Here is a 26,530-nt window from a genome sequence, read left to right as displayed (position 1 = left end):
CCCGGGCCACTCCGTTATCGACGCGATCATTGTCGGCGTGGTCCCGGTGGACCGGCCCGGCGATCGTCTCGATCGCCGAGGAGGTCATCACCCGTAGAGCGTCCCGCTCTCCCACCCGACGAAAAGGCAGTCATGGCCAAGGAAATCAACAACCTCAAGACCTCCACCCGCACCGAGTTCGGCAAGGGCTCCGCCCGCCGCGCCCGTCGTGAGGGCAAGGTCCCCGCGGTGCTCTACGGCCACCACACCGAGCCCCGCCACCTCCTGCTCGACGCGCTCGAGTTCGCCGCCGTGCTCCGCGCGCACGGCACCAACTCCCTGCTCACCCTCGACATCGAGGGCGAGGAGCAGCTCGCGCTGCCCAAGCAGATCGACGTGCACCCGCTGACCCGCATCATCGAGCACACCGACCTGCTCGTCGTGCGCAAGGGCGAGAAGGTCGTCGTCGAGGTCTACGTCGTCCTCGAGGGTGAGGCCGCCCCCGGCACCCTGGTCACGACGGACGCCGACTACATCGAGATCGAGGTCGAGGCCACCGACATCCCCGAGGAGTTCACGCTCTCGGTGGAGGACGTCGAGGCCGGCACCCAGTTCACCGCCGCCGACATCACGCTGCCCGCCGGCGCCACCCTGGTCTCCGATCCGGAGACCCTGCTGGTCAACGTCATCGAGGCGCCGTCCGAGTCCGACCTCGAGGACGACGAGGAGGCAGCGCCCCAGGGCGAGGCCGCCGAGGACGCCGCGAAGGCCGCCGAGGAGGGCTGATCCTCCCCCGCGTGAACCACGCGGACGCCGCCTGAACAAGGCTGGCGCCGTCTGATCCAGGCTGGCGCCGCCAGACCGGCGGCACCCGGTCATGGGCCCGGCACGACTGAAGCGTCGTGCCGGGCCCGTCGCTGTTCGCGCGTCGAGCGCCTGCCCGCCCCAGCTACTCTCGCTCCCCACGATGGCGTCTGGCCTGCCCAGCGGGTCACGCGAGACGCCAGGCCGGCGGGCGGCTGCACCCGAACGGCATTCCCGGGCACCTGCCACCGGGGGGTATCAGCGATACGACTGCACCGGCGGGCCGTCACCGGGCGGGAAGTACACGACGCCGGTGGGTCAGCCGCGGATGAGGCCGATCGCCAGGACCAGCATCATCACGGCGATGCCGGCGTCGAGCACCCGCCACGCCCCGGGCCTGGCGAACAGCCCCCGCAACGCCTTGCCACCGAACCCGATGAGCGAGAACCACAGCACGCCCGCGATGAAGGCCCCGGCCGCGAACACCCAGCGCAGGTCGGTCCCCTGTTGGTTGGCGAGCGTGCCGAGGAACACCACGCAGTCGAGGTAGGCGTGCGGGTTGAGCCAGGTGAACGCCGCGCACGCCGCCAGCGCCCCGAGCGTCGACGGGACCCGCGCGTTGCCGTCGACCTGCAACCCGTCGCCGGGCCGGATCGCGCGGGACGCGGCGAACGCCCCGTAGGCCAGCAGGAACACGACCCCGATCCACTTCATGACCGTGATCGCCGCCGGCGCCGATTCGATGAGCACCCCCACGCCCGCCACCCCGAGCAGGATGAGCGCGGCCTCGGACACCACGCAGAAGGCGACGATGGGAACCATCGCCACATCGCCACGGATCGAACGCTGGAGGACGTAGGCGTTCTGCGCGCCGACGGCGGCGATGAGCCCGAGGCCCATGCCGACGCCCATGAGAAGTGTGGAAGTAGCGGTCACGACGTCACCGTAGGCCCGGTTTCATCAGTAGTGCCACTGCACTTTCTGTACTAGCATCAGCTGTGCTTATGAACAGCCTGCAACTCGATCACCTCCGCACCCTCGCCGCCGTCGTGGACCTCGGCTCGTTCGAGGCCGCCGCCGCCCACCTGCACATCACCCAGTCGGCGGTGTCCCAGCGGGTCCGCGCACTCGAGGAGTCCGCGGGACGGATCCTCGTCCGTCGCGAGCGGCCGATCTCCGCCACCGCCTCCGGCGAGATCGTGCTGCGCACGGCGCGACAGATGCTCCACCTCGAGGAATCCCTCGCCGGCGAACTCGACGACCCGGCGTCGGCCCAGGAGCACGTGGTCCTGGCCGTGGCGTGCAACTCCGACTCGCTGGCCACCTGGTTCCTCGATGCCATGACCGAGGTCCACGCGGCCGGCCGGGTGGTCTTCGACATCCGCCGCGAGGACGAGTCCCTGTCCAGCGAGTTGCTGCGGCGCGGCGAAGTAATGGCCGCGGTGACCAGCCAGTCCCGGCCGGTCCAGGGTTGCCGCTCGCAGCCCCTGGGATCCATGCGGTACCTGGCCTGCGCGAGCCCCGGGTTCGTCGCCCGGCACCTGCGTGACGGCTCGACCACCGCCGCGCTCGGCCGGGCGCCCATCGTCGACTTCGACCGCAGCGACGGCCACCAAAACAACCACTATCGCCGCCTGGCCCGCCGGGAACCCACCGGGCCCCGGCACTTCATCCCCAGCTCGCACGATCACGTCCGGGCGATCGTCGCCGGGCTGGGCTGGGGCCTGATCCCCGAGCACCTCGCCACCCCATGGCTGGTCTCCGGCGAGATCGTCGACGTCTCCCCCGACCACTTCCTCGACGTCCCCCTGTTCTGGCAGCACTGGAAACTGCAGTCACCCGACCTCGACGCCCTCACCGCCGCCGTCCTCGACACCGCCCGCACCGAGCTGCGGAACTGATCGGACAGGTGCGCCCGGGCGGGCCGGCGCCGTCTGGGATCATGGGCCCGTGACTACCGCTTCCACGCCCGGCCCCACGCCCGGCCCCACGCTCGTCGTGGGTCTGGCCAACCCCGGACCCGACTACGAGGGCACCCGCCACAACATCGGCTGGGACGTCCTGCAGGAGTTGGCGTCCCGCGCCCTGCCGATGCCGGCGAGCTTCTCCACCCACAAGCGGACCAACTGCGAGATCGCCCAGACCCGGCTCGCCGACAAGCCCGTGGTGCTGGCCCGCCCCCGCAGCTACATGAACCTCTCGGGCGGGCCTGTCGCCGCGGTCGCCAAGTACTTCTCGGTCACGCCCACCGACGTCATCGTGATCCACGACGAGATCGACATCGACTTCGGACAGGTCCGCCTCAAGCGCGGCGGCGGCGAGGGCGGCCACAACGGCCTGCGCTCGCTGTCCGGCTCCCTCGGCACCCGCGACTACATCCGCGTCCGCGCCGGGGTCGGCCGTCCGCCGGGCCGCATGGCGGTGGCTGACTTCGTACTCAAGCGCTTCTCCAAGCTCGAGCAACCCGATGTGCCGTTCCTCATCCAGGACGCCGCCGACGCCGTGGAACTCCTCCTCAAGCACGGGCTGGAGACGGCCCAGAACCAGGTCCACTCCGCGTGACGCGCTCCCGGCGGTTCGAGCGCGAGGCCCACCTGGGCTCCGGTGCCGATCTCTTCCGCCGCACACGATCCCGTCACCGGCGCCGACCACGGGCCTCACGGCGCCCGGACGTCACAGCTCAGCAACGTCACAGTTCATAGAGCTCCTGCAGCCGATCGAGAAGCGCCACGAGCGATCCCTCCGTCAGCGACTCCGCGATCGCACCGTCGACGAACCGCTCGGACCGGACCACCCAGGTGAGCAGCGCGCGGGTCAGGTCCTCGTCCGACCGCTCGGCCAGCCCGGTGAGGTCGGTGAGCGAGCCGTCCGACAACCCGCGCCGCTCCAACTCGTCGAGGTACCCGTGCCGGGTGAGCACGCCCCCGCCGAACGCCTTCATCACGGCCAGGGTGTCCTCGTCGTAGGTCGGGTAGCGCACCAGGTACGCGCCGTTGCGGTGTCGCTGCCCGCCCGCCCACGTCACGCCGTCGAGCCCCCGCAACCGCTCGACCACGGGCAGCAGCCGCCGGAGCGCGACCCTGCGCTCCTCCAGCTCGTGCCGGTCACTGCCCTCGCCCATTCCAGTCCCCGCCTCTGCGCGTCGTCCGACGCGGCTCGTGCGCACCGTAGCGACCGGGTACGACACCCGGCCGCGCGTAGCGTCGTTCACGGTTCATCGGTCGGGGCACGCGCACTCGTTACGAAAGCTATCGACTGGCGCGCTCGATCCGCGCAGGCGCCGCGCCTGACCTCGCGTTTCACGCGCCACACCGACCTCGTGGGTCGCACCGCCGGATTGTGTGCTCACCCGTGGGCGGACGTACGCTGGGTGACGACGACGAGGGCCGTCGACTGCCAGAAGGAGTGCGCGTGACCGAGACCGCCGAGGACACCGGAACGGGCGGGCACGCCACGGGTGCGGACGCCGCCGGGGACGTCACGTCCGAAGTCGCGCGCCGCAGGACGTTCGCCGTGATCGCCCACCCGGACGCCGGCAAGTCCACGCTCACGGAGGCGCTCGCGCTGCACGCGCGGGTGATCACCGAGGCCGGCGCCGTCCACGGCAAGTCGGGCCGCCGGTCCACCGTGTCGGACTGGATGGAGATGGAGAAGGCCCGCGGCATCTCCGTCAGCTCCACCGCGCTGCAGTTCACCTACGCACCGGAGGGCTCGAACCCGGGCGACGACCCGTACGTCATCAACCTGGTCGACACCCCCGGCCACGCCGACTTCTCCGAAGACACCTACCGCGTCCTCACCGCGGTCGACGCGGCGGTCATGCTCATCGACGCCGCCAAGGGTCTCGAGCCGCAGACCCTCAAGCTCTTCCAGGTGTGCAAGCACAACGGTCTGCCGATCATCACGGTGATCAACAAGTGGGACCGGCCCGGCCGGGCGCCGCTCGAACTGCTCGACGAGATCACCGAGCAGATCGGCCTCGTGCCCACCCCCCTGTTCATGCCCGTGGGCATCGCCGGCGACTACCGCGGCCTGCTGCGGCGCGGCGACGACGGCGCCCCCGAGGAGTACGTGCACTTCACCCGCACCGCCGGCGGGTCGACGATCGCCCCCGAGGAGCACTACGACCCGGACACCGCCGCCGAGCGCGAGGGCGACGTGTGGGAGACCGCGGTCGAGGAGTCCGAGCTGCTCTCGGCGATGGGCCAGGACCACGACCAGGAGCTATACCTGGCCGGTGAGACCAGCCCGGTGATCTTCGCCTCGGCGATGCTCAACTTCGGTGTCCACCAGATCCTCGACGCGCTCGTCGAGCTGGCCCCGGCGCCGCGCGAGTGGCCGACCGTCTCGGGCGAACCGCGGAAGACTTCGGAGCCCTTCTCCGCCATGGTGTTCAAGGTGCAGGCCGGCATGGACGCCGCGCACCGCGATCGTCTGGCGTTCATGCGGGTGGTCTCCGGCGAGTTCGAGCGCGGCATGGTGGTCCAGCACGCCCAGACGGGCAAGCCGTTCACCACCAAGTACGCGCTGACGGTGTTCGGCCGCGACCGCACCACCGTGGAGACCGCCTACCCCGGCGACGTGGTGGGCCTGGTCAACGCCACGGCCCTCGCCCCCGGCGACACCCTCTACAGCGGTAGGAAGGTGCAGTTCCCGCCGATCCCGCAGTTCGCCCCCGAGCACTTCGCGGTGGTCCGCGCCCAGTCACTGGGCAAGTACAAGCAGTTCCGTAAGGCCATCGACCAGCTGGCCGCCGAGGGCGTGGTGCAGATCCTGCGCAACGACACCCGCGGCGACGCCAACTCGGTCATGGCCGCGGTCGGCCCCATGCAGTTCGAGGTGGTCACGGCCCGGATGAAGGCCGAGTTCAACGTCGAGGTCGTGGTGGACAACCTGCCGTACACGATCGCCCGCCGCACCGACGCCGAGTCGGCCGGCGAACTCGGCCGCCAGCGCGGAGTCGAGGTCTTCCAGCGCACCGACGGCGAGCTGCTGGCCCTGTTCGGTGACAAGTGGCGGCTGCAGTACATCACCAAGGAGATGGAACACCTCACCATCGAGCCGCTGGTCGCCGACACCAACTAGCCTGACGCGGGCCGGCGGTTGGCGCGGGCGGGTCACCCGGCGGCATGCTGGAGGGCATGCCCAGTGATTCTCCGGTCAGCCTCCGCGTCTTCGTCGAGCCCCAGCAGGGTGCGACGTACGCCGATCAGCTCGCCGTCGCCCGCGCGGCGGAGGACCTCGGCTACGAGGCCTTCTTCCGGTCGGACCACTACCTCAAGATGGGCGACATCAGCGGACTGCCCGGCCCCACCGACGCGTGGCTGACCCTCGCCGCCCTGGCCCGCGAGACCTCGACCATCCGGCTCGGCACCCTGCTCACCTCGGTGACGTTCCGCCACCCTGGCCCGCTGGCGATCTCGATGGCCCAGGTCGACGAGATGTCCGGCGGCCGCCTCGACGTGGGACTCGGCGCCGGCTGGTACGCCGACGAGCACACCGCCTACGGAATCCCCTTCCCGCCGCTGGGCGAGCGGTTCGACCTGCTGGAGGACACCCTCGGGGCGCTGGAGACCTTCTGGTCCACGCCCGCCGGCGAGACGGTCTCCGTCCGCGGGAAGCGCATGGAGATGCTGGACTCCCCCGGCCTGCCCAAGCCCGTGCAGCAGCGCCCGCCTGTGATCGTCGGCGGTCACGGCAAGAAGCGGACCCCGGCGCTGGCCGCCCGGTTCGCCGACGAGTTCAACGTGCCGTTCGCCGACCTCGACACCGTGGCGACGCAGTACCGCCGGGTCGACGAGGCGTGCGCCGAGCGCGGCCGGGCCCCCGAGGAGATCATCCGCTCGGCCGCGCTCGTCCTGTGCTGCGGACGCGACGAGGCGCAGATCGCCCGGCGGGCAGACGCCATCGGCCGCGAGGTCGACGAACTGCGGGCCAACGGCGCCGCCGGGACCCCGGATGAGGTCGTGGACACGATCGGCCGGTACGCGGCGATCGGTGCCCGGCGCATCTACCTGCAGGTGCTCGACATGTCCGACCTGGACCACCTCGACCTGGTCGCCTCCGAGGTGGCGCGCCAGCTCTGACGCGAGCCCTGCCCGGCCGGCCGGTCGCCCCGCCGGCCGGGCGAAACCCCCTCCCCTGCCCGAGGAGTGGGATTAGTGTCACGCCATGGTGGCACAAGGGACGACGACAACGAGGTCCGCACATCCCGGAGGCTGTGCGTGGGCCGCGATGGCACTCCTCGTCGTCGTCGCCCTACTCGCCCCCCTGAACGCCGCACCGTCCCGGGCGGCGACCCCAGCCGGCGGCTCCCCCATCAGCGGCATGGTCGACGCCCACGCGCACCTCGCGGCGTCGCAGGCATTCGGCGGCGCCCTGCGCTGCGGCGAGCCGTTCTCCCCCGGCGGCATCGGCGAGGCGCTGGCGGACTGCCCGAGCCACTCGGGCACCGGGCACTTCGCGCTGCTCGAATCGGTCCTCGGGGGCACCGCCCTGCCCGGCGGGACCCAGGGCTTCCCCACCTTCGCGCAGTGGCCGTCGCACGAGTCCCAACTGCACGAACAGGCCTACTACACCGGTATAGAGCGGGCGTGGCGCGGTGGACTGCGGGTGCTCACCAACCATCTGGTGGCCAACCGCGTGCTCTGCGAGGCCCTCGCCGGGATCGGGGTACCCGCGCGCTCCCCGTGCGACGAGATGGAGCAACTGCGCCGGCAGGTGGACTACCTCGAGCGGATGGAGGCCCACATCGACGCCGAGCACGGCGGTCCCGGGCGGGGCTGGTTCCGGATCGCCCGCTCGCCGGAGGACGTCCGCGCGATCGCGGCCGACGGGAAACTCGCGGTCACGCTGGGCGTCGAGGCATCCGAGCCGTTCGGGTGCCGGGTGGTCGACGACGTGCCGATGTGCACGACCGAGGACATCGACCGGGGGCTCGACGAGTTCGCCTCGTGGGGCGTGTCGACCGTGTTCCCGGTACACAAGTTCGACAACGCCCTCGGTGGCGCCCGCATGGACGAGGAACTGGCCGGCCTCGCGGTCAACATCGGCAACAAACTCGCCCGCGCACGGTTCTGGGAGACCGAGCCGTGCACCGGTCCCGACGCCGACCACGCCCAACCCCTGGCCTCCACGCCCGTCGCCGACGGCCTGGCGGTGGCCTCCTCGGACGCCCCGGCGGGCGCGGCACTGCCCGTCTACCCCGAGGCTCCGCTGTGCAACGTGCGCGGGCTGACGCCGCTGGGCGAGCACGCGATCCGCGGGATGATGGCCCGCGGCATGGTGATCAACATCGACCACATGGGCGTCAAGACCGCCCACCGCACCCTCGACATCGCCGCTGAGGCGGGGTACACAGGCCTGGTCGTGGACCACGCCTGGGCCACGCAGGGCAACACGCGCCGGGTCCACGAGCAGGGCGGGTTCGTGGCCGCGTTCGCCTGGCCCGCCGAGGCCACCGAGAACTTCGAGACCGGCTTCCTCGAGCAGTGGCGCACGAACACCGCCGGCGCCGCCCGGCCGTTCACCGGCTACGGCTTCGGCTCCGACGTCAACGGCCTGGCCGCCCTCGCCGAGCCCCTGCCGAGCGCGGCGAGCGACCCGCTCGTGTACCCGTTCACCGCGCCCAGCGGCGAGGTGATGGACCGGTGGCGGTTCGGTGACCGCGTGTACGACCTCAACACCGACGGGGTCGCCCAGTACGGCCTCTACGCCGATTGGGCCGCCGACGTGCTGCACCGCGCCGGGCCCGACCGGGCCGAGCTGGAGCGTCAGCTCATGGGCGGCGCCGAGGCGTGGACCGCCAACTGGGAACGGGCGCGCTGACCACCGGCTCGTCCTGCGCTGTTGCGGCGATTCGCGGCGCCGGACGACTAATCTGAGGCAATGACCCCGGACCCGTCCCCTCCCCGTCGCTCGCGGCGCCCGCGGATCGCCGGAGCAGCGGCGCTCGGGCTCACCGTGGCCCTGTCCGCCTCGGCGTGCGGCACCCCGGTCCCCGACCCGGAGCCCGGCCAGAGTCCCGCGGCCTACTCCGGACTGGAGGTCTCGGAGGACCGGGTCGAGTACGCGATCGGCAAGGTGACCGACATCGTCGAGGAGGAGCTCGAGGCCTCGGGCATCCCGGGCGTCGCAGTGGCGGTGGTGCACGGTGGCGAGGTGGCGTTGGCCGAGGGGTTCGGCGTGCGCAGCACCGAGACCGGCGAGGAGGTCGACGCGCGGACGGTGTTCCCCATGGCGTCGGTCTCCAAGCCGGTCAGCGCCACCGTCGTGGCCGCGGAGACCGCTGCGGGTGAGGTCGACTGGTCGACTCCCGTGCGCGAGCACCTCCCGTGGTTCGCCCTGTCCGATCCGGGCGTGACCGCCGACGTGACGGTGGGCGACCTGTTCGCGCACCGCTCCGGGTTGCCCGAGCACGCGGGCGACGACCTGGAGGACCTCGGGTACGACCGCCCGGCGATCCTGCACGGCCTGCGCCACCTGCCGCTGGAGCCGTTCCGCGCCTCGTACGCGTACACCAACTTCGGGCTCACCGCCGGAGCCGAAGCCGTGGCCGTTTCGGCCGGCACCCCGTGGCCGGAGCTGGCCCGCGAGCGGCTCTTCGACCCCCTCGACATGGACGACACCTCCTACTCCTACGAAGACCTCCTCGACCGCGACAACCGCGTCGTCGGCCACGTCCGCGCCGCCGCCGACGAGTCGGGCGAGTCGTCCGGCGACTGGGTCCCGGCCGATCCCGCGCGTGACCCGGACGCCCAGGCCCCCGCGGGGGGCCTGAGCTCGTCGGTCACGGACATGGCGCGGTGGATGTCGATGGTGCTCGCCGACGGCGCCGGGCCCGGCGGCTCGCAGGTCGTCCCCTCCGACGCACTCCGACAGGCTCTGACCCCGCAGGCCGTGTCCTCACCCCCGCAGTCCGCGGCGGACCGGACCGGGACCTACGGCTACGGGTTCAACATCTCCACCAGTTCCTCCGGCCGCGTCGAGTGGAGTCACTCCGGGGCGTTCGCGCTCGGCGCCGGGACGGCGATGCTCATGATGCCGTCGCTGGACCTCGGCATCATCACCCTGACCAACGCCTCGCCCGTCGGGGTGGCGGAGACCATCAATTCGCGCTTCGCGGACTACGCGCAGTTCGGCGACCCCACCCTGAAGTGGCGGGAGCTGTACGGCGAGGCGTTCGGCCCACTGCTGGCCCCCGTCGGCGACCTGGTCTCCACTCGGCAACCCTCCGCCCCCGCACCGCCGCGCCCGGCGGATGAGCTGGTGGGCGTCTACCGCAACGACTACTTCGGCGAGATCGAGATCCGCCGCGTCGCCTCACAGGCTGACCGGGGATCGGACGACCCGGTTTCGGACGCCCCGCCGGTCGCGGGCCCCTCACTCGCGCTGGACGTGGGCCCGGGGCCGCAGGTCTGGCCGCTCGAACACTGGGACGGCGACACCTTCGCCGTGAGCCCGGTCGGTGAGAACTGGCCGCCCGGCTCCCGCGGCAGCGTCACCGTCGACGGCGACACGGTGACCGTGGATCTCCTCGACGGCAACGGCCTGGGCACCTTCACCCGCGTCGGAGAGGACGAGACGGGCGACTGACCGCGGGGCCGCCAGGGTCCACCGGCTGGTGCCGACGCCGGCGGGACCTACCCCTCGTGGGCCGCCTCCAGCCGCGCCGCGCGCCGCCGGTCCCGCTTGGCGTCCGCGTCCGGGGTCGTGAGGAACGTGGAGAGCCAGGCCATCCGGGGGTCGGCGTCCACGAGAAACGCCTTGACCGCCAGCGTCAGCGGGACGGCGAGGATCGCGCCCAGCGCACCGGCGATCGCCGACCAGAACACCAACGACAAGAACGTCACGGTGGGGGTCAGCCCCACGGCGTCGCCCGTGAACTTGGGCTGGATGAAGCTCTGCATGACCAGGTTGACGACGCTGTAGATCACCACCACCCAGATGGCCTCGACCGGCCCCCCGGTGAGCAGCGCGAACAGTGCCGGCGGTACCAGCCCCAGCACGAAGCCGATGTTGGGGATGTAGTTGGTGACGAACGCGAGCACGCCCCACACCAGCGCCAGCGGCACGCCGAGGATCATCAGGGCCACCGTGTCGATCACGGCCACGATGAGGCCGAAGACCGTGGAGACGATCCAGTACGACTTCACGCCGTCGGTGAACGACCCGAGGGCGTCGGCGAGCCGGGGCCGCTGCCGGGCGATCACCGCGCGACGCCTCGTGATGCCGGGGACGTCGAACACGAGGAACGTCAGCGCGATGACGAGGACGGTGAGCTGACCGCCGGCCGAGGACAACTGACCGGCGACGTTCTGCAGGGTGCCGACGATCGTGGTGGGGTCCACGCCCTGGAGGCTCGAGGTGACCTGATCCTCGCTCACGCCGAAGGTGCCGAGGAACGCGATCGTCTGCTCGTACAGTTCGACGAACTTGTCCTGGTATAGCGGGATCTCCTCGGCCGCGACCCACAACGCCCACACCAGCATCCCGACCAGCGCGGCCAGCAGCAGGTAGAGCACCAGAAGAACGATGATCATCGCCCCCCAGCGGGGCAGCCCGGCCCGCTGCAGCAGCCGCTGCAGGGGCTGGGCGGCGATGACCAGGTTCAACGCCAGGAACGCCGGCATCAGCAGGCTGGCGTGCTCGGACAGTCCCCACACCACCACGAACAGGGCCGCGAGGGACACCGCCGTGACGCCTGCGATGCCCCAGCCCTTGGGTTCCTCGTGCGGAGCCAGCGCCTCCGGCGCAGGCGCAGGCGCCGCCGGCGGAACCGCGTTGTCTCCGCTGCTAGTCATGACGCTCCTCACGCACGGCGCCCCGTGCGCCGGATGTCGCTCAGAGTATCCCGATCGACCCCGGGGAAACCGATCAGTTCCCGGCGAGCGCCGAGCGGATGGCGTCGACGTCCACGGAGTCGAGGTCCGCCGGGTCCCAGGTGGGGTTGCGGTCCTTGTCGATCACGACGGCCCGCACGCCCTCGACGAAGTCCGGGCGGGCGGTGATCCAGGCGCCCAGGGCCAGCTCGTTGTCCAGGCACTCCCGCAGGTCCTCCGCCTTCGCCCCGGCGCGCAGCAGCTCGATGGTGGCGACGATCGACGTGGGGCAGTGCGACCGCAACATCTCGAGAGTGGACGTGGCCCACTCGTCCTGCTCACCGGACTCCAGCGCCGCGATCATCTCCTGCGCGGTGTCGCGGGAGAAGACGTCCTCGATGCGCTCGATACGGGCCTCGACGGCGGACTCCCCCGCCTCGGCGCGCTCGAGACCGAACCTCTTCAGCGCGTCGGCCAAGCCGATGGCAGCGACGGCGTCGACGAAGGCGTTGCGCTCGTCGTCGTCGATCAGGTGGGTGGCCAGGCCGGTGAAGAGGGCGTCGGCGGAGTTCATCCGCACGCCCGTCGTGCCCAGGTAGATCGCCACGGCCAGGCCGCGCGCGCCCCCGCCGCACAGGCGCGGCAGGAAGTGGCTGGCGCCGACGTCCGGGATGAAGCCGATCGCCGTCTCCGGCATGGCCATCATGACCTTCTTGGTCACCACGCGGTGCGAGCCGTTGATCGAGACGCCCAGGCCTCCGCCCATGGCCACCCCGTGGATCACGGCGACCGTGGGAACACGGTGCGTGTGGTACGCCAGATCCATCGCGTACTCCTCGGAGAAGAATTCGTGGTTCCTCTCGTGCTCACCGGCCGCCGCGGCGTCGCGCAGCGCGCGGATGTCGCCACCCGCACAGAACGCCTTCTCCGAGGTGCTGGTGGTGATGACGGCCTCGACGTCCTCGTCCTTGGACGCCTCGTCCAGCGCCGTGTGCAGGGCCCGGCACATGGACAGGTCCAGCGAGTTCAGGGCCTTGGGGCGGTCCAGGACGATGTGCTGTATCCGGCCATCACGCCGGCTGCTGACGAATTCGCTCATGACCCCATAGTGTCAGGCCGCCCACGGACCGTCGCACGGATACTAGGAATTCCTACTTCGCTGCCCCCGATGCGGGCCCGCCGCCTCAGCCCTCCAACAACTGCGAGGCCACGTCCGGCACGTACCTGAACTCCTCGCGCGGCGGGCGGTCGTAGTTCGAGTCCGCACCCTTCGGCCGCTCGGGGATCTCCAGCTCCGGCGGGTCGAGCTTCTCCCACGGCACGGTCGACAGCAGGTGCGAGATGACGTTGATCCGCGAGCGCTTCTTGTCCTCGGACTCGACCGTGAACCACGGCGCCTCGGGGATGTCGGTGTGGACGAACATCTCGTCCTTGGCCCGGCTGTAGTCCTCCCACCGGGTGATGGACTCCAGATCCATCGGCGAGAGCTTCCAGCGGCGCATCGGGTCGTCATGGCGCGACCGGAACCGGCGCTCCTGCTCCTCGTCGGACACGGAGAACCAGTACTTGCGGAGCATGATCCCGTCCTCCACCAGCAGCCGCTCGAAGATCGGAGCCTGGTGCAGGAACCGCCGGTACTCGTCGGGTGTGCAGAAACCCATCACCCGCTCCACCCCGGCCCGGTTGTACCAGGACCGGTCGAAGATCACGATCTCCCCGGCCGCCGGCAGGTGCTCGATGTAGCGCTGGAAGTACCACTGCGTCTTGTGCACCTCCGTCGGGGCGGGCAATGCCACGATCCGGGCGTGCCTCGGGTTGAGGTACTGCGTGATCCGCTTGATGGCCGAGCCCTTGCCCGCGGCGTCGCGCCCCTCGAAAACCACCACCATCCGGTTGCCGGTCTCCCGGAGCCAGGCCTGCATCTCGACCAGCTCCGCCTGCAGCCGCTCGAGCTCGGCCTCGTAGGCCTTCTTCGGCAGCTTCTCCAGACCGCTGGGCAGGAGGTCCTTCTTCTTCGCACCGCTCTTGGCACCGCTTTTGGACGCGCTCTTGCTGCCGCTCTTACCGGAGTCCTTCTTGCTGCTCATGGCCCGAGCCTACGGACCCGACCCGGCCTCCTCGGCCGGGACGACGATGTTGACAGTTTTCGCCAACACTGTCTAGTTTCACGCCCATGCCGCACCTCTCCCGCCGGGGCTTCCTCGGCACCGTCGCCGCCGCCGGGATCGCCGCCCTGGCCACCGATCCCGCGGCTGCCGCCCGGCCGAGCGACTCCGCCGGCGCCGCGACCGACTCCCCCGCACCCGGACGGATCCCCCACGAGGTGCAGGACCACCGGTGCATCGTGGTCGGGAGCGGATTCGGCGGCGGCATCTCGGCGCTTCGTCTCGCTGAGGCGGGCGTCGCCGTCGTCGTCGTCGAACGAGGCCGCCGCTGGCCCACCGGACCGGATTCCACCACCTTCCCCAGCGCCACCTCCCCCGACGAGCGCGCCCTGTGGTTCCGCCCGCCCGCCCAGGTGTTCGGCCGCCCCGTGGACCTGCCGCGCCACACCGGCCTACTCGAGGCGTCCGTCGGCGAGAACATGACGTCCGTCTGCGCCACCGGCGTCGGCGGCGGCTCCCTCATCTACCAGGGCATGGCACTACAACCCACCGAGGAGCTGTTCCACACCTGGTTCCCCGGCGCGATCGACTGGCACGAGATGGACCGCGAGTACTACCCACGCGTCTCCCGGATGCTGCGCCTCGCCGAGGCCCCCGACGAGCTCGTCGCCGCACCCCGGTACGCCGCCTCCCGCGTCTTCGCCCAGCGCGTCCGCGACGCGGGGCTCCCCCTGCGCAAGATCCCCATGCCGATCGACTGGGACTACGCCCTGGCGGAACTGCGCGGCGAGATGCGCCCGTCGTACACCAACGGCGACAGCTCCCTGGGCGTCAACAACGGCGGCAAACACTCCGTCGACGTCACCTACCTCGCCCGCGCCGAGGCCACGGGCCTCGTCGAGGTCCGGCCACTGCACGACGTGCGCGCGATGCGCCGCCTGCCCGACGGCCGCTGGGAGCTGGACGTGGAGGTCCTCGACACCGCCGGACGGCTCGTCCGGACGCTGTCGATGCGGGCCCCGGCGCTCATCCTGTCGGCCGGCTCGGTGGGCACCTCCACTCTGCTCACCCGCGCCGCCACCACCGACGCCGTCACCGACCTGCCCGACGGCATCGGCAGCGGCTGGGGCACCAACGCCGACCGCATCTACCTCTGGACCGACCCCACCGCCGGGTTCGGCGCCGTCCAGGGCGGACCCGTGGTCTACGGCAGCCTCAACTGGTCGGACCCCGCCACCGCCCACACCGTCATCCAGGCCTCGCTCCCACCGTTCGGACCGGACCCCCACACCACGGTGATGGTCGGCTACGGCGTCAGCGCGGACCGCGGTCGGGTCGTCTACGACTCGGCGCAGGACCGCGGGATCATCCGCTGGCCGGCCGACGGCGACTCCGGCATCCTCACCCACGTCGATCGCACCGCACGCGCCATCGCCGGCCCGACCGGCCACCTCACGGACACCAACCGCATGCTCAACTCCACCTGGCACCCGCTCGGCGGCGCCGTCATGGGACAGGTCTGCGACCTCGACGGCCGCGTCCTGGGCCAGCGCGGGCTGTACGTCGTCGACGGCGCGCTCATCCCCGGCACGACCGCCGCGTGCAACCCGTCGCTGACCATCGCCGCGATCGCCGAGCGCGCGCTGGACAGGATCGTGCGGCAGGACGTGGGCGTCGTTTTTTAGGGGCGCCGACTTCTAGGGGCACCGTTTTTCGGGCACGGCGTCCGGCGGCGTCCGGGATACTGGCGGGGTGCGCTCCCGCGACTCCATCCTCGACGCCACCCGAGCGGTCATCGGGCGCGCCGGTTTCGGGGGCGTCACGATCGCCGCGGTCGCCAAGCAGGCCGAGGTCAGCCGCCAGACCGTCTACTCCATCTTCGGCAGCCGCGAGGACCTGGTCTCGCAGGCCGTCTCCGAGCGACTCACCATGCTCACCGGCGCGTTCACCGATGTGCTCGACGCCGCGACGACGCCCCTCGAGCTGATCGTGGAGATCGTGGTGGTGGGCCGCCACTGCATCCTCGACGATCCCCTGCTGCGCGCGCTCACGCTCGGCGGCGGCTCGAACCCCATCTTCGACCCCGGCTCCGCCGAACGGGCCCGCCAGTACGCGGTCGAGCTCCTCGTCCCCGCCGCCGAGCGGTTCCCGCAACTGGCCGGCCGCCTGGACCTGGTCGCGGAGGTGGGCGTGCACGTGGGCTGGTCGGTGCTGTGCCTGGACTCGCCCGAGGCCCGCTCCGACGACGACCTCCGCACCTTCCTCACCACCTGGCTGGCGCCGCTGCTGGAGACGTTCGGGAGGTGAGCGACGTACTCGTCCTGTGGGACCTCGACCTCACCCTCCTCGACCCCGCCGGCTTCGGGACCCGCATGATCACCCCGGCGCTCGCCGACCTCCTCGGCCGCGACCCCGTCATGGGCGTGTCCTTCGCCGGACGGACCGACCGCGCGATCCTCACCGATCTGCTCGAGATCAACGGGATAGGTGTCGACGACGACGAGGTGGTCCATTCCCTCATGGACGCCGTGGCCCGGCGCTGCGAAACGTTCGGGGACGATCTCCTGGCCGGAGGTGGCGGTCCCCTGCCCGGCGCCCACGAAGCTGTCGCCGCCCTGGCCGCGGACCCGCGACTGCACCAGGGGATCGTCACGGGCAACATGCGGCGGACGGCGCTGCTCAAGCTGCGGCTCTGTGGCTTCGACGGGCTGCCCGATCCCGGACTCGGCGCGTTCGGTGATCACCACGCGGACCGCGCCCACCTCGTCCGCGACGCCCTCGCCGCCGCCCGGGCCCGCGGTGTGGACGTGACCCCCGGGCGGTCGGTGGTCGTGGGCGATCACGTGCACGATGTCCGCGGGGCGCGCGCCGCGGGTGCCGTCTGCGTGGCTGTCGCCACCGGCAGGGTTTCCGCCGACGACCTCCGCGCCGCCGGCGCCCACGGCGTCCTGCCGGATCTCACAGATCCCGGCGCCCTGCTGGCCGCGATCCACGCCACCGTCTGAACCGCGGTGCCGTCCGACCTGCGGTGCCCTGGACGGGGCATCCAGGGCACCGCAGGTCACGAGGCTGCAGACGCCGCCCGGGCCCACGGCCTGGCGGTATCCATAGAGCGCCCGGGCGCGGTGGCACGCCGTACCGCCATGCCTCACCTACGCCGACGCACTTCTGGCTGCCGTCCACGCCTCCGTCTGAACCGCAGTGCCGTCTGAACCGCAGTGCCGTCTGACCTGCGCCGCCCTGAACGGGGCATCCAGGGCACCGCAGGTCACGGCCGTGACAGCCACTTCTTCCGACCATGTCGTACCTCGAACATACAGTCGAACCATGAGCCCAACAGACACCGCCCACTCGCCGTTCGTGACCCCGCCGGGATTCACGACGGTGCCTACCCCCGCCACCGACGTCGTCGTCCCTGAGGCCTTCAGCCGATGGGACCCCGGACAGCGACGCGGCTATCTCGCGCAGCGGGCGATCAACGCTGCCGAAGGCCGCACTGTGGCCTTTGCGTACGACTGCGTATCCAGGTCAACCCAGAACGACCAGCGACGCGATCCCCTGGACACGGCGGCGACCATGGTGAGCGCCTCGATGGCTTTGTCCCGCCGCGGGGCATTTCGGCTGGTGGCCACCGCCATAGAACTGACCGAGCGGCTGCCTCTCACCGCGACACTGCTGACGACTGGGTGGATCGGAGTCGACGCGGCCCACGCCATCGCCGAGGAGACCGCCCTGGTGGAGGACCGTCTCATGCCGGAACTCGACCGCCGCATCAGCGAGGGACTCGCACCGACGAGGCGCCGAACCCACCCTCCCAGGATCGGGCCACTGCGCAAGATGCTCAGCAAGCACGTCGCGAGCTGCGACCCCGTGGGAGCGGACGCCCGCGCACAACAGGCTCGGCGAGAGCAGAACGTGAAGATGACGCCGGTCACCGGCGATCTCGCGCTGCTCACCGCGACCCTCTCAGCCGTCGACGGCCTGGAGATCACCGAGCGGATCGAAGCCCTGGTCCGCACCGCCGCAACAGACGACCCCCGGTCGATCGGGCAACTCAGGGCCGCCGGCCTCCTCGCCCTGAGCCGCGGCTGGACCTGTCTGCCCGCACCCGACGGAGACCACCCCACGGACCCGGACGCGATGGCCGCGGCCCGCCGGGTCGTGATCCACGCCTACGACGACGGGGACGCGGACTTCCGGGGCCTGTTCGTGGCAGGTTACGGCCCCGTCAGTCGCTTCACGTCCGATGAACTGCAGCGATTCGCCAGGCGCAGACTCGACGCGATCGACACGCTCGCGGACCCGGACAGTGAGGCCTCCCGCCGGTACAACCCCTCGGAGGCACTGGCCCGCTTCTGTCGGGGTCGCGACGGCACCTGCGTTTTCCCCGGCTGCCAGACCCCGGCGGACAAGACGGACCTCGACCACATCATCCCCTTCGACCACGACGATCCCCAACGCGGCGGATACACCACCAGCGACGACCTCGGCAGCATCTGCCGCACCCACCATCGCCTCAAGACCGATGGCATCTGGGCCTACTACCGGAGCACTGACGGGGACTACGTGTGGATACATGGTCCGAACCATCCCGACAAGGACCCCGGGACACGCGTCATCACCACCCCCACCGGCCCATTGGCGGAGTTCGGCGCACCGCGACACCCCGAACGCTCCCGGCTACAGAAGGAGGCCGCCGAAGCCGGCAGAACCGGAGACGGCATACCCGGATCGCAGCGCCAACCGCACACCCGGCACCGTCGCGCCTCCGAACGGAGGTACCTGCGCGCTCAGGCGGAACAGCGACTCCACGCTGCAGAGCGCGAACCGGGGTCGCAGTCGGCTGCCTAGGTCGGCCGGCCGGGCGCCTCAACCCTCGATTTGCTCGCCCAGTTCCATCCAGCGCTCCTCGAGCGTGTCCTTCTCCGCGGAGACGTCCTTGAGCTCGCGGTCCAGGGCGGCCAGCTTCTCGGTGTCCATCGCCCCTGCCGAGACATCGGCCATGGCCTTGTGGAGCTCGGCCTCGCGCTTGTCGAGCTTGCCCATCTGCCGCTCGATCTTCGACATCTCCTTGGTGAGTGCCCGCTCCTCGGCGGCGGAGAGGGCGGGAGCCGTGGCACTACCACCCGCGGCACCGGCCCCAGAGCCGCCAGCCGAAGCAGACGCGGCGCCCGGCGTGGAGCGCGACACCTTGCCCGAGTCGCCAGCCGCCCCGGCGACGCGACGGCGCTCGAGGTATTCGTCGATGCCGCGCGGGAGGTTGGTGAGCTGGCCGTCGCCGAACAGCGCCCACACCGAGTCACAGATGCGCTCGACGAGGTAGCGGTCGTGCGAGATGACGACCATCGTGCCGGGCCAGCCGTCGAGCAGGTCCTCGAGTTGGCGCAGCGTGTCGATGTCGAGGTCGTTGGTGGGCTCGTCGAGCAGCAGGACGTTGGGCTCGGCCATGAGCACGCGCGTGAGCTGCAGGCGCCGTCGCTCGCCGCCGGACAGGTCGCCGACGGGTGTGCGCTGACGGGCCGGCGAGAAGCCCAGCCGCTCGGCCAACTGGGAGGCGGTGAGCTCGTCCTTGCCGAACGCCACCCGGGCGGCGACGTCCTCGATCGCCTCGAGCACCCGCTGGTCCAGCGGCAGGTCGTCGAGTTCCTGACGTAGCCACCCGATCCGGATGGTCTTGCCCTCCTTGCGGCTGCCAGCGGCGAGGGGGGCCTCACCGGCGAGCGCGCGCAGGAGCGTGGTCTTGCCGGAACCGTTGACGCCGACCAGGCCCACGCGCTCACCTGGGGCGAGTCGCCAGGTGAGGTCGTCGACAAGGGTGCGGCCGTCGGGGGCATCGAGGCGCGCGTCCTCCAGCTCGATCACGACCTTACCGAGGCGCCGCGCGGCGAAGCTCGACAGTTGTAGCGAGTCGCGGGGCGGCGGCACGTCCTTAATGAGCGCCTCGGCCGCCTCGATGCGATAGCGCGGCTTGGACGTCCGCGCCGGGGCGCCGCGGCGCAGCCACGCGAGTTCCTTGCGCATGAGGTTCTGACGACGCGACTCGGTGGCCGCGGCTTGGCGGTCGCGCTCGGCGCGCGCGAACACCCAGTCGTTGTAGCCACCCTCGTACTGCTCGACGTGGCCGTCGACCACCTCCCAGGTGTGGGTGGCGATCGTGTCGAGGAACCACCGGTCGTGGGTGACGACGACGAGCGCACTCGATCGCGCGACGAGGTGGTCCGCCAACCACTGGACCCCCTCGACGTCGAGATGGTTGGTCGGCTCGTCCAACACGAGCAGGTCCAAATCCTGCACGAGGGCCGCGGCGAGCGACACCCGGCGCCGCTCACCGCCGGACAGATCCGCGACGGGCGTGTCCAGTCCCAGGTCGTGGATGCCGATGCCGTCGAGCACCGCGCGGACGCGGGCGTCACCGGCCCACTCGTGGACCGCGAGGCCGAGCCTGCCGACCACGGCCTGGCCCACGGTGTCGGCGGCGAGCTCGGTGCGCTGCGTGACCACGGCGGTCCGCAGACCGCTGACCTGTGAGACGCGCCCGGAGTCGGGCTCGGCCACGCCGGTGAGGATCTCCAGCAGGGTGGTCTTGCCGCCCCCGTTTAGGCCGACGACGCCGATGCGGTCGCCGGCATTGACGCCCAGTGAGACGTTGTCGAGCACCTGCCGGATCCCGAAGGAGACCGAGCACTGCTCGAGGTTGATGAGGTTGGTGGGGGCCATCTCTACTTTCCTGTGGGGTCGTCGACGATGTGCGCACCGCCGACCGGGCCGCGGGTCACGCGGACCTCGCGGGCGACGCCGTGCTCGCTGATCTCGGCGGCGACGGCGATCGCGTGGTCACGGTCGGTGCAGAAGAACAGGCAGGTGGGGCCGGAGCCGGAGACCATGCCGTGCAGGGCCCCGGCCTCCCGGCCGACGCGCAGGGTCCGGCGGAGGGCGGGCATGAGCGAGAGCGCGGCGGCCTCCATGTCGTTGGCGAGCAGCCCGGCCACGGCGGCGGGATCGTCGCCGGCGAGGGCCGCCACGAGCGGGTCGACCCCGCCCGCGCGCGGCAGGCCCCGCTCGGGATCAGCCGGGTCGCGCCCGGGATCAGCAGGGTCGCGCTCCGCGCGCAGCCGGTCGCGCTCGGCGCGCAGCCGGTCGAGCTCGGCGAACACCGTCGGGGTGGACAGTCCCCCGTCGGCCAGGGCCACCACGATGTGCTGCTCGGCGCGGGCGTGCAGCAGCGTCGCGAGTTTCTCGCCGCGCCCGGTACCCAGCGCCGTGCCGCCGCGGATGCAGAAGGGCACGTCGCTGCCCAGCCTCGCGGCCCGCTCCTCCAGCGCCGCCCGGCCGAGTCCCAGACCGAGCAGCCGGTCCGTGGCCACGAGCGCGGCGGCGGCGTCCGCGCTGCCGCCGGCCATCCCGCCGGCCACGGGGACGCCCTTGTGGATCCGGATGGCGATCCGGGCGTCCGATCCCGCCTCCTCGCGGAGCAGGTCGACGGCCCGGGCGGCGAGATTGGCCCGATCCGTCGGCACCTGCGGGGCCCCGGGCCCGGTGACGACGACCTCGCTGTCGTCGTCGGCGTCGTCCAGCGACACGGTGACCCGCTCCCACAGGTCCACGGCCCGGTACACGGTGAGCAGGTCGTGGTAACCGTCGCCGCGGACGTCACCGACGCCGAGGTGGAGGTTGATCTTGGCGGGGGCGACGGCCGTCACGGCGCGCGCGCCGGCGGGGGTGGAGGCGTCGCGGGGCATGACCACCAGCCTACGGCTCCCGGTGCGCCGGTCCGATCCCGAGCCGCACCGCCGCCTCGGCGATCCGGACGAAGTCGGCGGTGGTGAGTTGTTCACCGCGGGCCTTGGGGTCGACGTCGGCCTCGGTCAGCGCGAGTTCGGCGTTCGCGCCGGAGCCCGCCCACCCGGACAGGGCGGCGCGCAGGGTCTTGCGACGCTGGGCGAACGCGGCGTCGGCCACCGCGAACACCCGTTTCCGGTGTGCCTCGCCCAGGTCCCACGGGGCCTCGGGGTAGGCGTCGATCCGCACCAGGCCCGACTCGACGTTGGGGACGGGCCAGAAGACGTTGCGGCCGACGGTGCCGGTGCGGCGGACGGTGCCGAAGAACCCGGCCTTGACGCTGGGCACCCCGTAGACGCGGGAGCCGGGGGCGGCGGCGAGGCGATCGGCCACCTCGAGCTGCACCATCACCAGCGCGGTGCGCAGGGTCGGCACCTCGGCGAGCATGTGCAGCAGCACGGGCACGGAGACGTTGTAGGGCAGGTTGGCCACCAGCGCGGTCGGCGGCGGGACCCCCGGGCCGCCCAGGTCGGCGCCGGAGACCGCGAGCGCGTCGGCGCCCACGACGGTCAGTGCGTCGGCGAGCTGCGGGGCCCGCTCGGCCACGGTCCGGGGCAGGCGCGTGGCCAGCACGGGGTCGATCTCCACGGCCACCACGTGGCCGGCGGCGTCGAGCAGCGGCAGGGTCAGCGACCCGAGGCCCGGCCCGACCTCGATCACCGTGTCGTCTCGGCCCACGCCGGAGGCGGTGACGATCTTGCGGACCGTATTGGCGTCGTGGACGAAGTTCTGTCCGAGGGTCTTGGTGGGCTTGATGCCCAGTTCCTCCGCGAGCGCGCGCACCTCCTGCGGGCCGAGTGGGTCGGCCTGCCCGCGGAAGGTCGCGTCCGGGCCGGTCAGCGCAGACCCAGCTTGGAGGTGCAGGCGGGCCAGGCGCCCCAGCCCTGCGAGGCCCGGACCTTCTCGGCGATCGCGATCTGCTGCTCGCGCGTGGCGAGATGCGCGCTGGGCGCGTACTGGCCGCCGCCGTGGCCGGTCCAGGTGCCGGCGGCGAACTGCAGCCCGCCGGAGTACCCGTTGCCGGTGTTGATGCTCCAGTTCCCGCCCGACTCGCACTGGGCGATCGAGTCCCACACGCCGCCGTTCGAGACGGCCGGCGCGGCGGGCCTGGGCTTGGTGCCCACGCGGACGACGGCGGGGCGGGCCTCGGTGAGGACCTTCTCCGCGCCGCGGGCGCGCTCGGTCTCGACACCGTTGACGCGGGTGATCGTGTAGACGACCTCGCGCTCGCCGGGGGCACCGGGATCGACGACCGTGCGCTCGCCCTCGGTGGCCTCGGGGTCCTCGGTGGTCTGTTCGGGGGCCTCGAACTGCTCGACCGCGGTCTCCTCGGCGACGGCCACGCGGGTGATGGTGACCTCGGTGCCGGGCTCGACGGGGGCGTCCGGGGCCGGGGTGACAGTGTCCAGCGGGCCGAGGGTGATGCCGGCGCGCTCGAGGAACTGCCCGACCGTCTCACCGGGTGAGGCCATCGGGGTGGCGGGGCCGCCGTGGTCGGACAGCAGCGCCTCGCGCGGGGTCACCACGGAGACGGTGGTGCCGTCGAGCGGGACGTCCGCGTCGATGCGTGGGCTGACGTAGCTGCGGGGCGGGACGTCGTCGCGCTCGGCCACGAGGTCGGCGACGGTGGTGGCGGTGGTCCACACCTGCTCGCTGCGACCGTCGACCTCGACGGTGACGGGCCGGGCGCGCAGCAGGGTGACGGTGTCGCCGTCGTCGATGCTGTCGCCGGGCGCGATCACCACGTCCCGGTCGTCGACGCTGTAGCCGGCGTCGGCGAGCGCGGCGTGGACGTCGGAGCTGAAGGTGACCAATTCGACCTGCTCGCCGTCGACCTCGAGGGTGTACTGCGTGCGCTGGTCGAGCGCCGCCACCCCACCCACCACGAGGGTGGTGAGCATCCCGGCGACGGACAGCCGCAGCATGGTGGAGCGGGACTCGTGGAGTCGTTTGACGGGGGCGAGCATGCCCCGGGTCGCGGCGGGTCGGGCGCCCGTGGGGGTGTCGGTCCGTGCGTCGTCAACCACTTGTGGGTTCTCTCCTCGGGTAGCTCCGCGAACTGCCGTACAGCCGTTCGCGTTTCATCACGATAGCGTAACGAGCGGACAGCGCCGGGGCAACGTGACCCTCGTGACATGCGGGAACGAGTCGACGACGACGAGGTATTCAGGTCACGTTTCGTTACATTCGCCACTCAGCCCTCACGAGTACCACGCGCCACACCGGTCGTCGGCCCGGGCGGGCCCGCCCGTCAGACGGTCAGGCCGAACACGGCGCGGGCGGTGTCGGCGACCTCCGACACGAAGTCCTCCGGCGTCTGCCCCCGGACCTCCGCGATCGCCCGGGCGGTGTAGCCCACCAGGCCGGGCTCGTTGCGGGCGCCCCGGAACGGTTCGGGCGCCATGTACGGGGCGTCGGTCTCCACGAGAAGTTGCCCGGCCGGGGCCAGGCGGGCCGCCTCGCGCAGGTGGTCGTTGGCCTTGAAGGTGACGTTGCCGGTGAACGACAGCACGTAGCCGCGGTCCAGGGCCTCCTCGGCGACCTCCAGCGGCGAGGAGAAGCAGTGGAGCATCACGTGCGGGATGCCCGAGCCCGGGCCGGCGACCTCCGCGAGCACACGCAGCAGGTCGTCATCGGCCTCGCGATTGTGGATCATCAGGCATTTGCCCAGCTCGGCGGCGAGCCCGGCGTGCCAGCGCAGCGACTCCTCCTGCTCGGCCGGGTCGGCGCAGCCGTCCATCTTCCCCACCCAGTAGTGGTCGAGGCCGGTCTCCCCCACCGCGACGACCCGCGGATGGGCGGCGAGTTCGCGCAGGCGCGCCCGCACCTGCTCGCCGCGCTCGGGGTCGGTGATCTCGGCGGCTCGGGTGGGGTGCACGGCCACGGCTGCGTACACCCGCTCGTCGGCTTCGGCGGCGGCCACGACGGCCTCGGACTCGGCGAGGTCGTCGCCCACCGTGACCAGGGCCGCGACCCCGGCGAGTGCGGCGCGGTCGGCGGCGGCGCGCACCTCGTCGGCGGTGCGGTGACCGCAGGAGTAGAGGTGCGTGTGTGCGTCGACGAGCCCGGGTAGCGACTCGGGCAGGACGGGAGTGGGGCGGGGCTTGCGCTTACCCATACGGTCGCCTCAGTCCTCCTGCTGGATCGGCGCCCAGCTCGGCCCGGTCTCGGCCAACTCGGGGTCGACCTTGGCGAACAGCGGGCTGGGCTTGGCCAGCGGGGTGCCCGGGGTGATCTCGGTGCGCGCCCACCGCGCCTGCTCGGCGGCGTAGTCACCCATGATCACCGGGTAGCTGCGGCCAGCGTCGGGCAGCCCGACCCCGACGAGCTCGACCGGCATGTCGTCGGTGACCTCGTGCACCTGCGGGGCGGCGGCCCACACGCCCTGCCCGCCGATCGCGCCGTGGATCTGCTGCGCGGCCGACGGCAGGTACGGGGTCAGCAGCGTGTTGGCGTCGGAGACCACCTGCAGCGCGGTGTGCAGCACGGTACCCAGGCGCTCGCGCTGGTCGGGCTCCTTGGCCAGCTTCCACGGCTCGGTGGCGGCGATGTAGCGGTTGGCGGCGCCGACGATGCGCATGGCCTCGGTGGCGCCGGCCTTGAACCGCGAGCGCTCGAGGTGCGCGCCGACGGTGGCGAAGGCCGACTCCGCCTCGCGCAGCAGTTCGGCGTCGAGGTCGGACAGGGTGCCGGGCCGCGGGATCTCGCCGAAGTTCTTGTGTGCCATCGACACGGTGCGGTTGACGAGGTTGCCCCAGCCGCCGACCAGCTCGGAGTTGGTGCGGCGCACATACTCGTCCCAGGTGAAGTCGGTGTCGTGGTTCTCCGGGCCCGCGACCGAGATGAAGTAGCGCAGCGCATCGGGGCCGAACTCGGCCAGGAAGTCGCGCACGTAGATCACCACGCCGCGCGAGGACGAGAACTTGGACCCGGACATGGTGAGGAACTCGGACGAGACCACCTCGGTGGGCAGGTTCAGTGCGCCCAGCGCCCCCGGCTCGCCGCCGTGGGCGCCCCGGCCGTCGTAGCCGATGAGCTCGGCCGGCCAGATCTGCGAGTGGAAGGTGATGTTGTCCTTGCCCATGAAGTAGTGGGACACGGCCTCGGGGTCGGTCCACCACCGTCGCCACGCCTCAGGCTCGCCGGAGCGCCACGCCCACTCGATGGAAGCGGACAGGTAGCCGACCACGGCGTCGAACCACACGTAGAGCTTCTTGTCGCCGCGATCCTGCCACCCCTCCACCGGGATGGGGATCCCCCAGTCGATGTCGCGGCTCATGGCGCGCGGACGCAGGTCCTCGAGCAGGTTGAGCGAGAACTTGAGGACGTTGGGTCGCCAGTCCTTCCGCCCCTTGAGCCAGTCCCCCAGCGAGTCCGCGAGCGCGGGCAGGTCGAGGAACCAGTGCTCGGTCTCGATGAACTTCGGCGTCTCACCGTTGATCTTGGAGACCGGGTTCTTCAGGTCCGCCGGGTCGAGCTGGTTGCCGCAGTTGTCGCACTGGTCCCCGCGGGCGCCGTCGTCACCACAGATGGGGCAGGTGCCCTCGATGTAGCGGTCCGGCAGGGTCCGCCCGGTGGACGGGCTCACCGCACCGGTGGTGGTCTTGGCGACCATGTAGCCGTTCGCGTGCAGGCCCCGGAACAGTTCCTGCACCACCGCGTAGTGGTTCCGCGTGGTGGTGCGGGTGAACAGGTCGTAGCTCAGCCCCAGGCCGGCGAGGTCGTCCACGATCACCCGGTTGTAGCGGTCCGCTAGCTCCTGGACCGGCACGCCCTCCTTCTCGGCCTGCACGAGCAGCGGCGTGCCGTGCTCGTCCGTGCCCGAGACCATGAGGACGTCGTTGCCTGCCATCCGCTGGTAGCGCGAGAAGACGTCCGACGGCACCCCGAACCCCGAGACGTGTCCGATGTGCCGGGGGCCGTTCGCGTACGGCCATGCGACCGCGGTCAGGACTGTCTTCGCCATGGGCTACAGACTAGTGG

22 protein-coding genes are annotated in these 26,530 nt (G+C 71.6%); 11 read left to right on the top strand and 11 right to left on the bottom strand.

The window, feature by feature from the left end; all coding sequences use genetic code 11:
• The first annotated feature begins 132 nt into the window (after positions 1-132).
• Positions 133-765 carry a 50S ribosomal protein L25/general stress protein Ctc gene (locus AYO52_RS03660; RefSeq protein WP_067713359.1) on the top strand — a complete coding sequence of 211 codons (633 nt, stop codon included), beginning with the start codon at positions 133-135 and terminating at the stop codon, positions 763-765.
• A gap of 336 nt (positions 766-1,101) precedes the next feature.
• On the opposite strand, the gene AYO52_RS03655 is transcribed toward AYO52_RS03660, so the two are convergent.
• On the bottom strand, positions 1,102-1,719 hold the full coding sequence (locus AYO52_RS03655; protein ID WP_067713356.1) for a LysE/ArgO family amino acid transporter: 618 nt from the start codon (positions 1,717-1,719) through the stop codon (positions 1,102-1,104).
• Between the two features lie 68 nt (positions 1,720-1,787).
• On the opposite strand from AYO52_RS03655, the gene AYO52_RS03650 reads away from it, so the two are divergent.
• Together AYO52_RS03650 and pth are read left to right on the top strand one after the other, a co-directional pair.
• The gene (locus AYO52_RS03650; RefSeq protein ID WP_067713353.1) at positions 1,788-2,684 is read left to right on the top strand and encodes a LysR family transcriptional regulator ArgP; all 897 of its coding nucleotides are present in this window, start codon (positions 1,788-1,790) and stop codon (positions 2,682-2,684) included.
• A gap of 49 nt (positions 2,685-2,733) precedes the next feature.
• On the top strand, positions 2,734-3,345 hold the full coding sequence (gene pth / locus AYO52_RS03645; RefSeq protein WP_067713350.1) for an aminoacyl-tRNA hydrolase: 612 nt from the start codon (positions 2,734-2,736) through the stop codon (positions 3,343-3,345).
• Between the two features lie 127 nt (positions 3,346-3,472).
• Here pth and AYO52_RS03640 read toward each other — a convergent pair whose 3' ends face one another.
• Positions 3,473-3,904: a DUF6508 domain-containing protein gene (locus AYO52_RS03640; RefSeq protein ID WP_067713342.1), complete on the bottom strand. Its 432-nt coding sequence runs from the start codon at positions 3,902-3,904 to the stop codon at positions 3,473-3,475.
• Between the two features lie 290 nt (positions 3,905-4,194).
• Between AYO52_RS03640 and AYO52_RS03635 the strand changes: the two genes are divergently transcribed.
• The 4 genes from AYO52_RS03635 to AYO52_RS03620 all read left to right on the top strand — a co-directional run bounded on the left by AYO52_RS03635 (position 4,195) and on the right by AYO52_RS03620 (position 10,377).
• The gene (locus AYO52_RS03635; protein WP_067713340.1) at positions 4,195-5,868 is read left to right on the top strand and encodes a peptide chain release factor 3; all 1,674 of its coding nucleotides are present in this window, start codon (positions 4,195-4,197) and stop codon (positions 5,866-5,868) included.
• A gap of 56 nt (positions 5,869-5,924) precedes the next feature.
• On the top strand, positions 5,925-6,869 hold the full coding sequence (locus AYO52_RS03630; RefSeq protein WP_067713452.1) for an LLM class F420-dependent oxidoreductase: 945 nt from the start codon (positions 5,925-5,927) through the stop codon (positions 6,867-6,869).
• A 148-nt stretch (positions 6,870-7,017) separates the two neighbouring features.
• On the top strand, positions 7,018-8,610 hold the full coding sequence (locus AYO52_RS03625; protein WP_067713337.1) for a hypothetical protein: 1,593 nt from the start codon (positions 7,018-7,020) through the stop codon (positions 8,608-8,610).
• Between the two features lie 60 nt (positions 8,611-8,670).
• Complete coding sequence (locus AYO52_RS03620) at positions 8,671-10,377, top strand: serine hydrolase (protein WP_067713334.1); 1,707 nt, start codon at positions 8,671-8,673, stop codon at positions 10,375-10,377.
• 47 nt (positions 10,378-10,424) lie between these two features.
• Here the strand turns inward: AYO52_RS03620 and AYO52_RS03615 are convergent, their stop codons facing one another.
• The 3 genes from AYO52_RS03615 to ppk2 all read right to left on the bottom strand — a co-directional run bounded on the left by AYO52_RS03615 (position 10,425) and on the right by ppk2 (position 13,690).
• The gene (locus AYO52_RS03615) at positions 10,425-11,585 is read right to left on the bottom strand and encodes an AI-2E family transporter (RefSeq protein WP_067713331.1); all 1,161 of its coding nucleotides are present in this window, start codon (positions 11,583-11,585) and stop codon (positions 10,425-10,427) included.
• 73 nt (positions 11,586-11,658) lie between these two features.
• Complete coding sequence (locus tag AYO52_RS03610) at positions 11,659-12,702, bottom strand: enoyl-CoA hydratase/isomerase family protein (protein WP_067713328.1); 1,044 nt, start codon at positions 12,700-12,702, stop codon at positions 11,659-11,661.
• An 85-nt stretch (positions 12,703-12,787) separates the two neighbouring features.
• The gene (ppk2, locus tag AYO52_RS03605; RefSeq protein WP_241504377.1) at positions 12,788-13,690 is read right to left on the bottom strand and encodes a polyphosphate kinase 2; all 903 of its coding nucleotides are present in this window, start codon (positions 13,688-13,690) and stop codon (positions 12,788-12,790) included.
• Positions 13,691-13,776: 86 nt separating this feature from the next.
• Here ppk2 and AYO52_RS03600 point away from each other — a divergent pair, with 86 nt between their 5' ends.
• The 4 genes from AYO52_RS03600 (at position 13,777) to AYO52_RS03585 (ending at position 18,559) form a co-directional block, all read left to right on the top strand.
• On the top strand, positions 13,777-15,393 hold the full coding sequence (locus AYO52_RS03600) for a GMC oxidoreductase (protein ID WP_067713325.1): 1,617 nt from the start codon (positions 13,777-13,779) through the stop codon (positions 15,391-15,393).
• A 67-nt stretch (positions 15,394-15,460) separates the two neighbouring features.
• On the top strand, positions 15,461-16,015 hold the full coding sequence (locus AYO52_RS03595; RefSeq protein WP_067713322.1) for a TetR/AcrR family transcriptional regulator: 555 nt from the start codon (positions 15,461-15,463) through the stop codon (positions 16,013-16,015).
• Entirely contained in the window at positions 16,012-16,713 is a 702-nt protein-coding gene (locus AYO52_RS03590; protein ID WP_067713320.1) for an HAD hydrolase-like protein, read from the top strand. The genes AYO52_RS03595 and AYO52_RS03590 overlap by 4 nt, the downstream gene beginning before the upstream one ends.
• 322 nt (positions 16,714-17,035) lie before the next feature.
• Positions 17,036-18,559, top strand: a complete 1,524-nt coding sequence (locus AYO52_RS03585; protein ID WP_067713318.1) for an HNH endonuclease signature motif containing protein — start codon at positions 17,036-17,038, stop codon at positions 18,557-18,559.
• Between the two features lie 18 nt (positions 18,560-18,577).
• Here AYO52_RS03585 and AYO52_RS03580 read toward each other — a convergent pair whose 3' ends face one another.
• From AYO52_RS03580 to metG, 6 genes are all read right to left on the bottom strand, one after another.
• A complete protein-coding gene (locus AYO52_RS03580; RefSeq protein ID WP_067713316.1) occupies positions 18,578-20,425 on the bottom strand; it encodes an ABC-F family ATP-binding cassette domain-containing protein in 1,848 nt (615 codons plus the stop codon).
• A 2-nt stretch (positions 20,426-20,427) separates the two neighbouring features.
• Positions 20,428-21,447: a 4-(cytidine 5'-diphospho)-2-C-methyl-D-erythritol kinase gene (locus tag AYO52_RS03575; RefSeq protein WP_067713443.1), complete on the bottom strand. Its 1,020-nt coding sequence runs from the start codon at positions 21,445-21,447 to the stop codon at positions 20,428-20,430.
• 10 nt (positions 21,448-21,457) lie between these two features.
• Complete coding sequence (gene rsmA, locus AYO52_RS03570; protein ID WP_067713441.1) at positions 21,458-22,387, bottom strand: 16S rRNA (adenine(1518)-N(6)/adenine(1519)-N(6))-dimethyltransferase RsmA; 930 nt, start codon at positions 22,385-22,387, stop codon at positions 21,458-21,460.
• The gene (locus tag AYO52_RS19175; RefSeq protein ID WP_082923741.1) at positions 22,384-23,574 is read right to left on the bottom strand and encodes a resuscitation-promoting factor; all 1,191 of its coding nucleotides are present in this window, start codon (positions 23,572-23,574) and stop codon (positions 22,384-22,386) included. Before AYO52_RS19175 ends, rsmA begins: the two co-directional genes overlap by 4 nt.
• 224 nt (positions 23,575-23,798) lie before the next feature.
• Positions 23,799-24,665, bottom strand: coding sequence for a TatD family hydrolase (locus AYO52_RS03560; protein WP_067713313.1), 867 nt, complete (start codon positions 24,663-24,665; stop codon positions 23,799-23,801).
• A gap of 9 nt (positions 24,666-24,674) precedes the next feature.
• Complete coding sequence (gene metG / locus AYO52_RS03555; protein ID WP_067713310.1) at positions 24,675-26,513, bottom strand: methionine--tRNA ligase; 1,839 nt, start codon at positions 26,511-26,513, stop codon at positions 24,675-24,677.
• Positions 26,514-26,530: the final 17 nt, after the last annotated feature.

This window comes from Dietzia sp. 111N12-1, from assembly GCF_001658045.1.
Lineage (GTDB): Bacteria > Actinomycetota > Actinomycetes > Mycobacteriales > Mycobacteriaceae > Dietzia > Dietzia kunjamensis.
The sequence above is the reverse complement of the archived record's forward strand: the minus strand, read 5'-3'. Positions and strand labels throughout refer to the sequence as shown.

Coding starts and splice junctions, on each gene's coding strand:
- AYO52_RS03660 (WP_067713359.1), top strand. CDS start 133: ATGGCCAAGGAAATCAACAACCTCAAGACCTCCACCCGCACCGAGTTC.
- AYO52_RS03650 (WP_067713353.1), top strand. CDS start 1,788: ATGAACAGCCTGCAACTCGATCACCTCCGCACCCTCGCCGCCGTCGTG.
- AYO52_RS03640 (WP_067713342.1), bottom strand. CDS start 3,904: ATGGGCGAGGGCAGTGACCGGCACGAGCTGGAGGAGCGCAGGGTCGCG.
- AYO52_RS03630 (WP_067713452.1), top strand. CDS start 5,925: ATGCCCAGTGATTCTCCGGTCAGCCTCCGCGTCTTCGTCGAGCCCCAG.
- AYO52_RS03625 (WP_067713337.1), top strand. CDS start 7,018: ATGGCACTCCTCGTCGTCGTCGCCCTACTCGCCCCCCTGAACGCCGCA.
- AYO52_RS03620 (WP_067713334.1), top strand. CDS start 8,671: ATGACCCCGGACCCGTCCCCTCCCCGTCGCTCGCGGCGCCCGCGGATC.
- AYO52_RS03615 (WP_067713331.1), bottom strand. CDS start 11,585: ATGACTAGCAGCGGAGACAACGCGGTTCCGCCGGCGGCGCCTGCGCCT.
- AYO52_RS03610 (WP_067713328.1), bottom strand. CDS start 12,702: ATGAGCGAATTCGTCAGCAGCCGGCGTGATGGCCGGATACAGCACATC.
- ppk2 (WP_241504377.1), bottom strand. CDS start 13,690: ATGAGCAGCAAGAAGGACTCCGGTAAGAGCGGCAGCAAGAGCGCGTCC.
- AYO52_RS03600 (WP_067713325.1), top strand. CDS start 13,777: ATGCCGCACCTCTCCCGCCGGGGCTTCCTCGGCACCGTCGCCGCCGCC.
- AYO52_RS03585 (WP_067713318.1), top strand. CDS start 17,036: ATGAGCCCAACAGACACCGCCCACTCGCCGTTCGTGACCCCGCCGGGA.
- AYO52_RS03580 (WP_067713316.1), bottom strand. CDS start 20,425: ATGGCCCCCACCAACCTCATCAACCTCGAGCAGTGCTCGGTCTCCTTC.
- AYO52_RS03575 (WP_067713443.1), bottom strand. CDS start 21,447: ATGCCCCGCGACGCCTCCACCCCCGCCGGCGCGCGCGCCGTGACGGCC.
- AYO52_RS03560 (WP_067713313.1), bottom strand. CDS start 24,665: ATGGGTAAGCGCAAGCCCCGCCCCACTCCCGTCCTGCCCGAGTCGCTA.
- metG (WP_067713310.1), bottom strand. CDS start 26,513: ATGGCGAAGACAGTCCTGACCGCGGTCGCATGGCCGTACGCGAACGGC.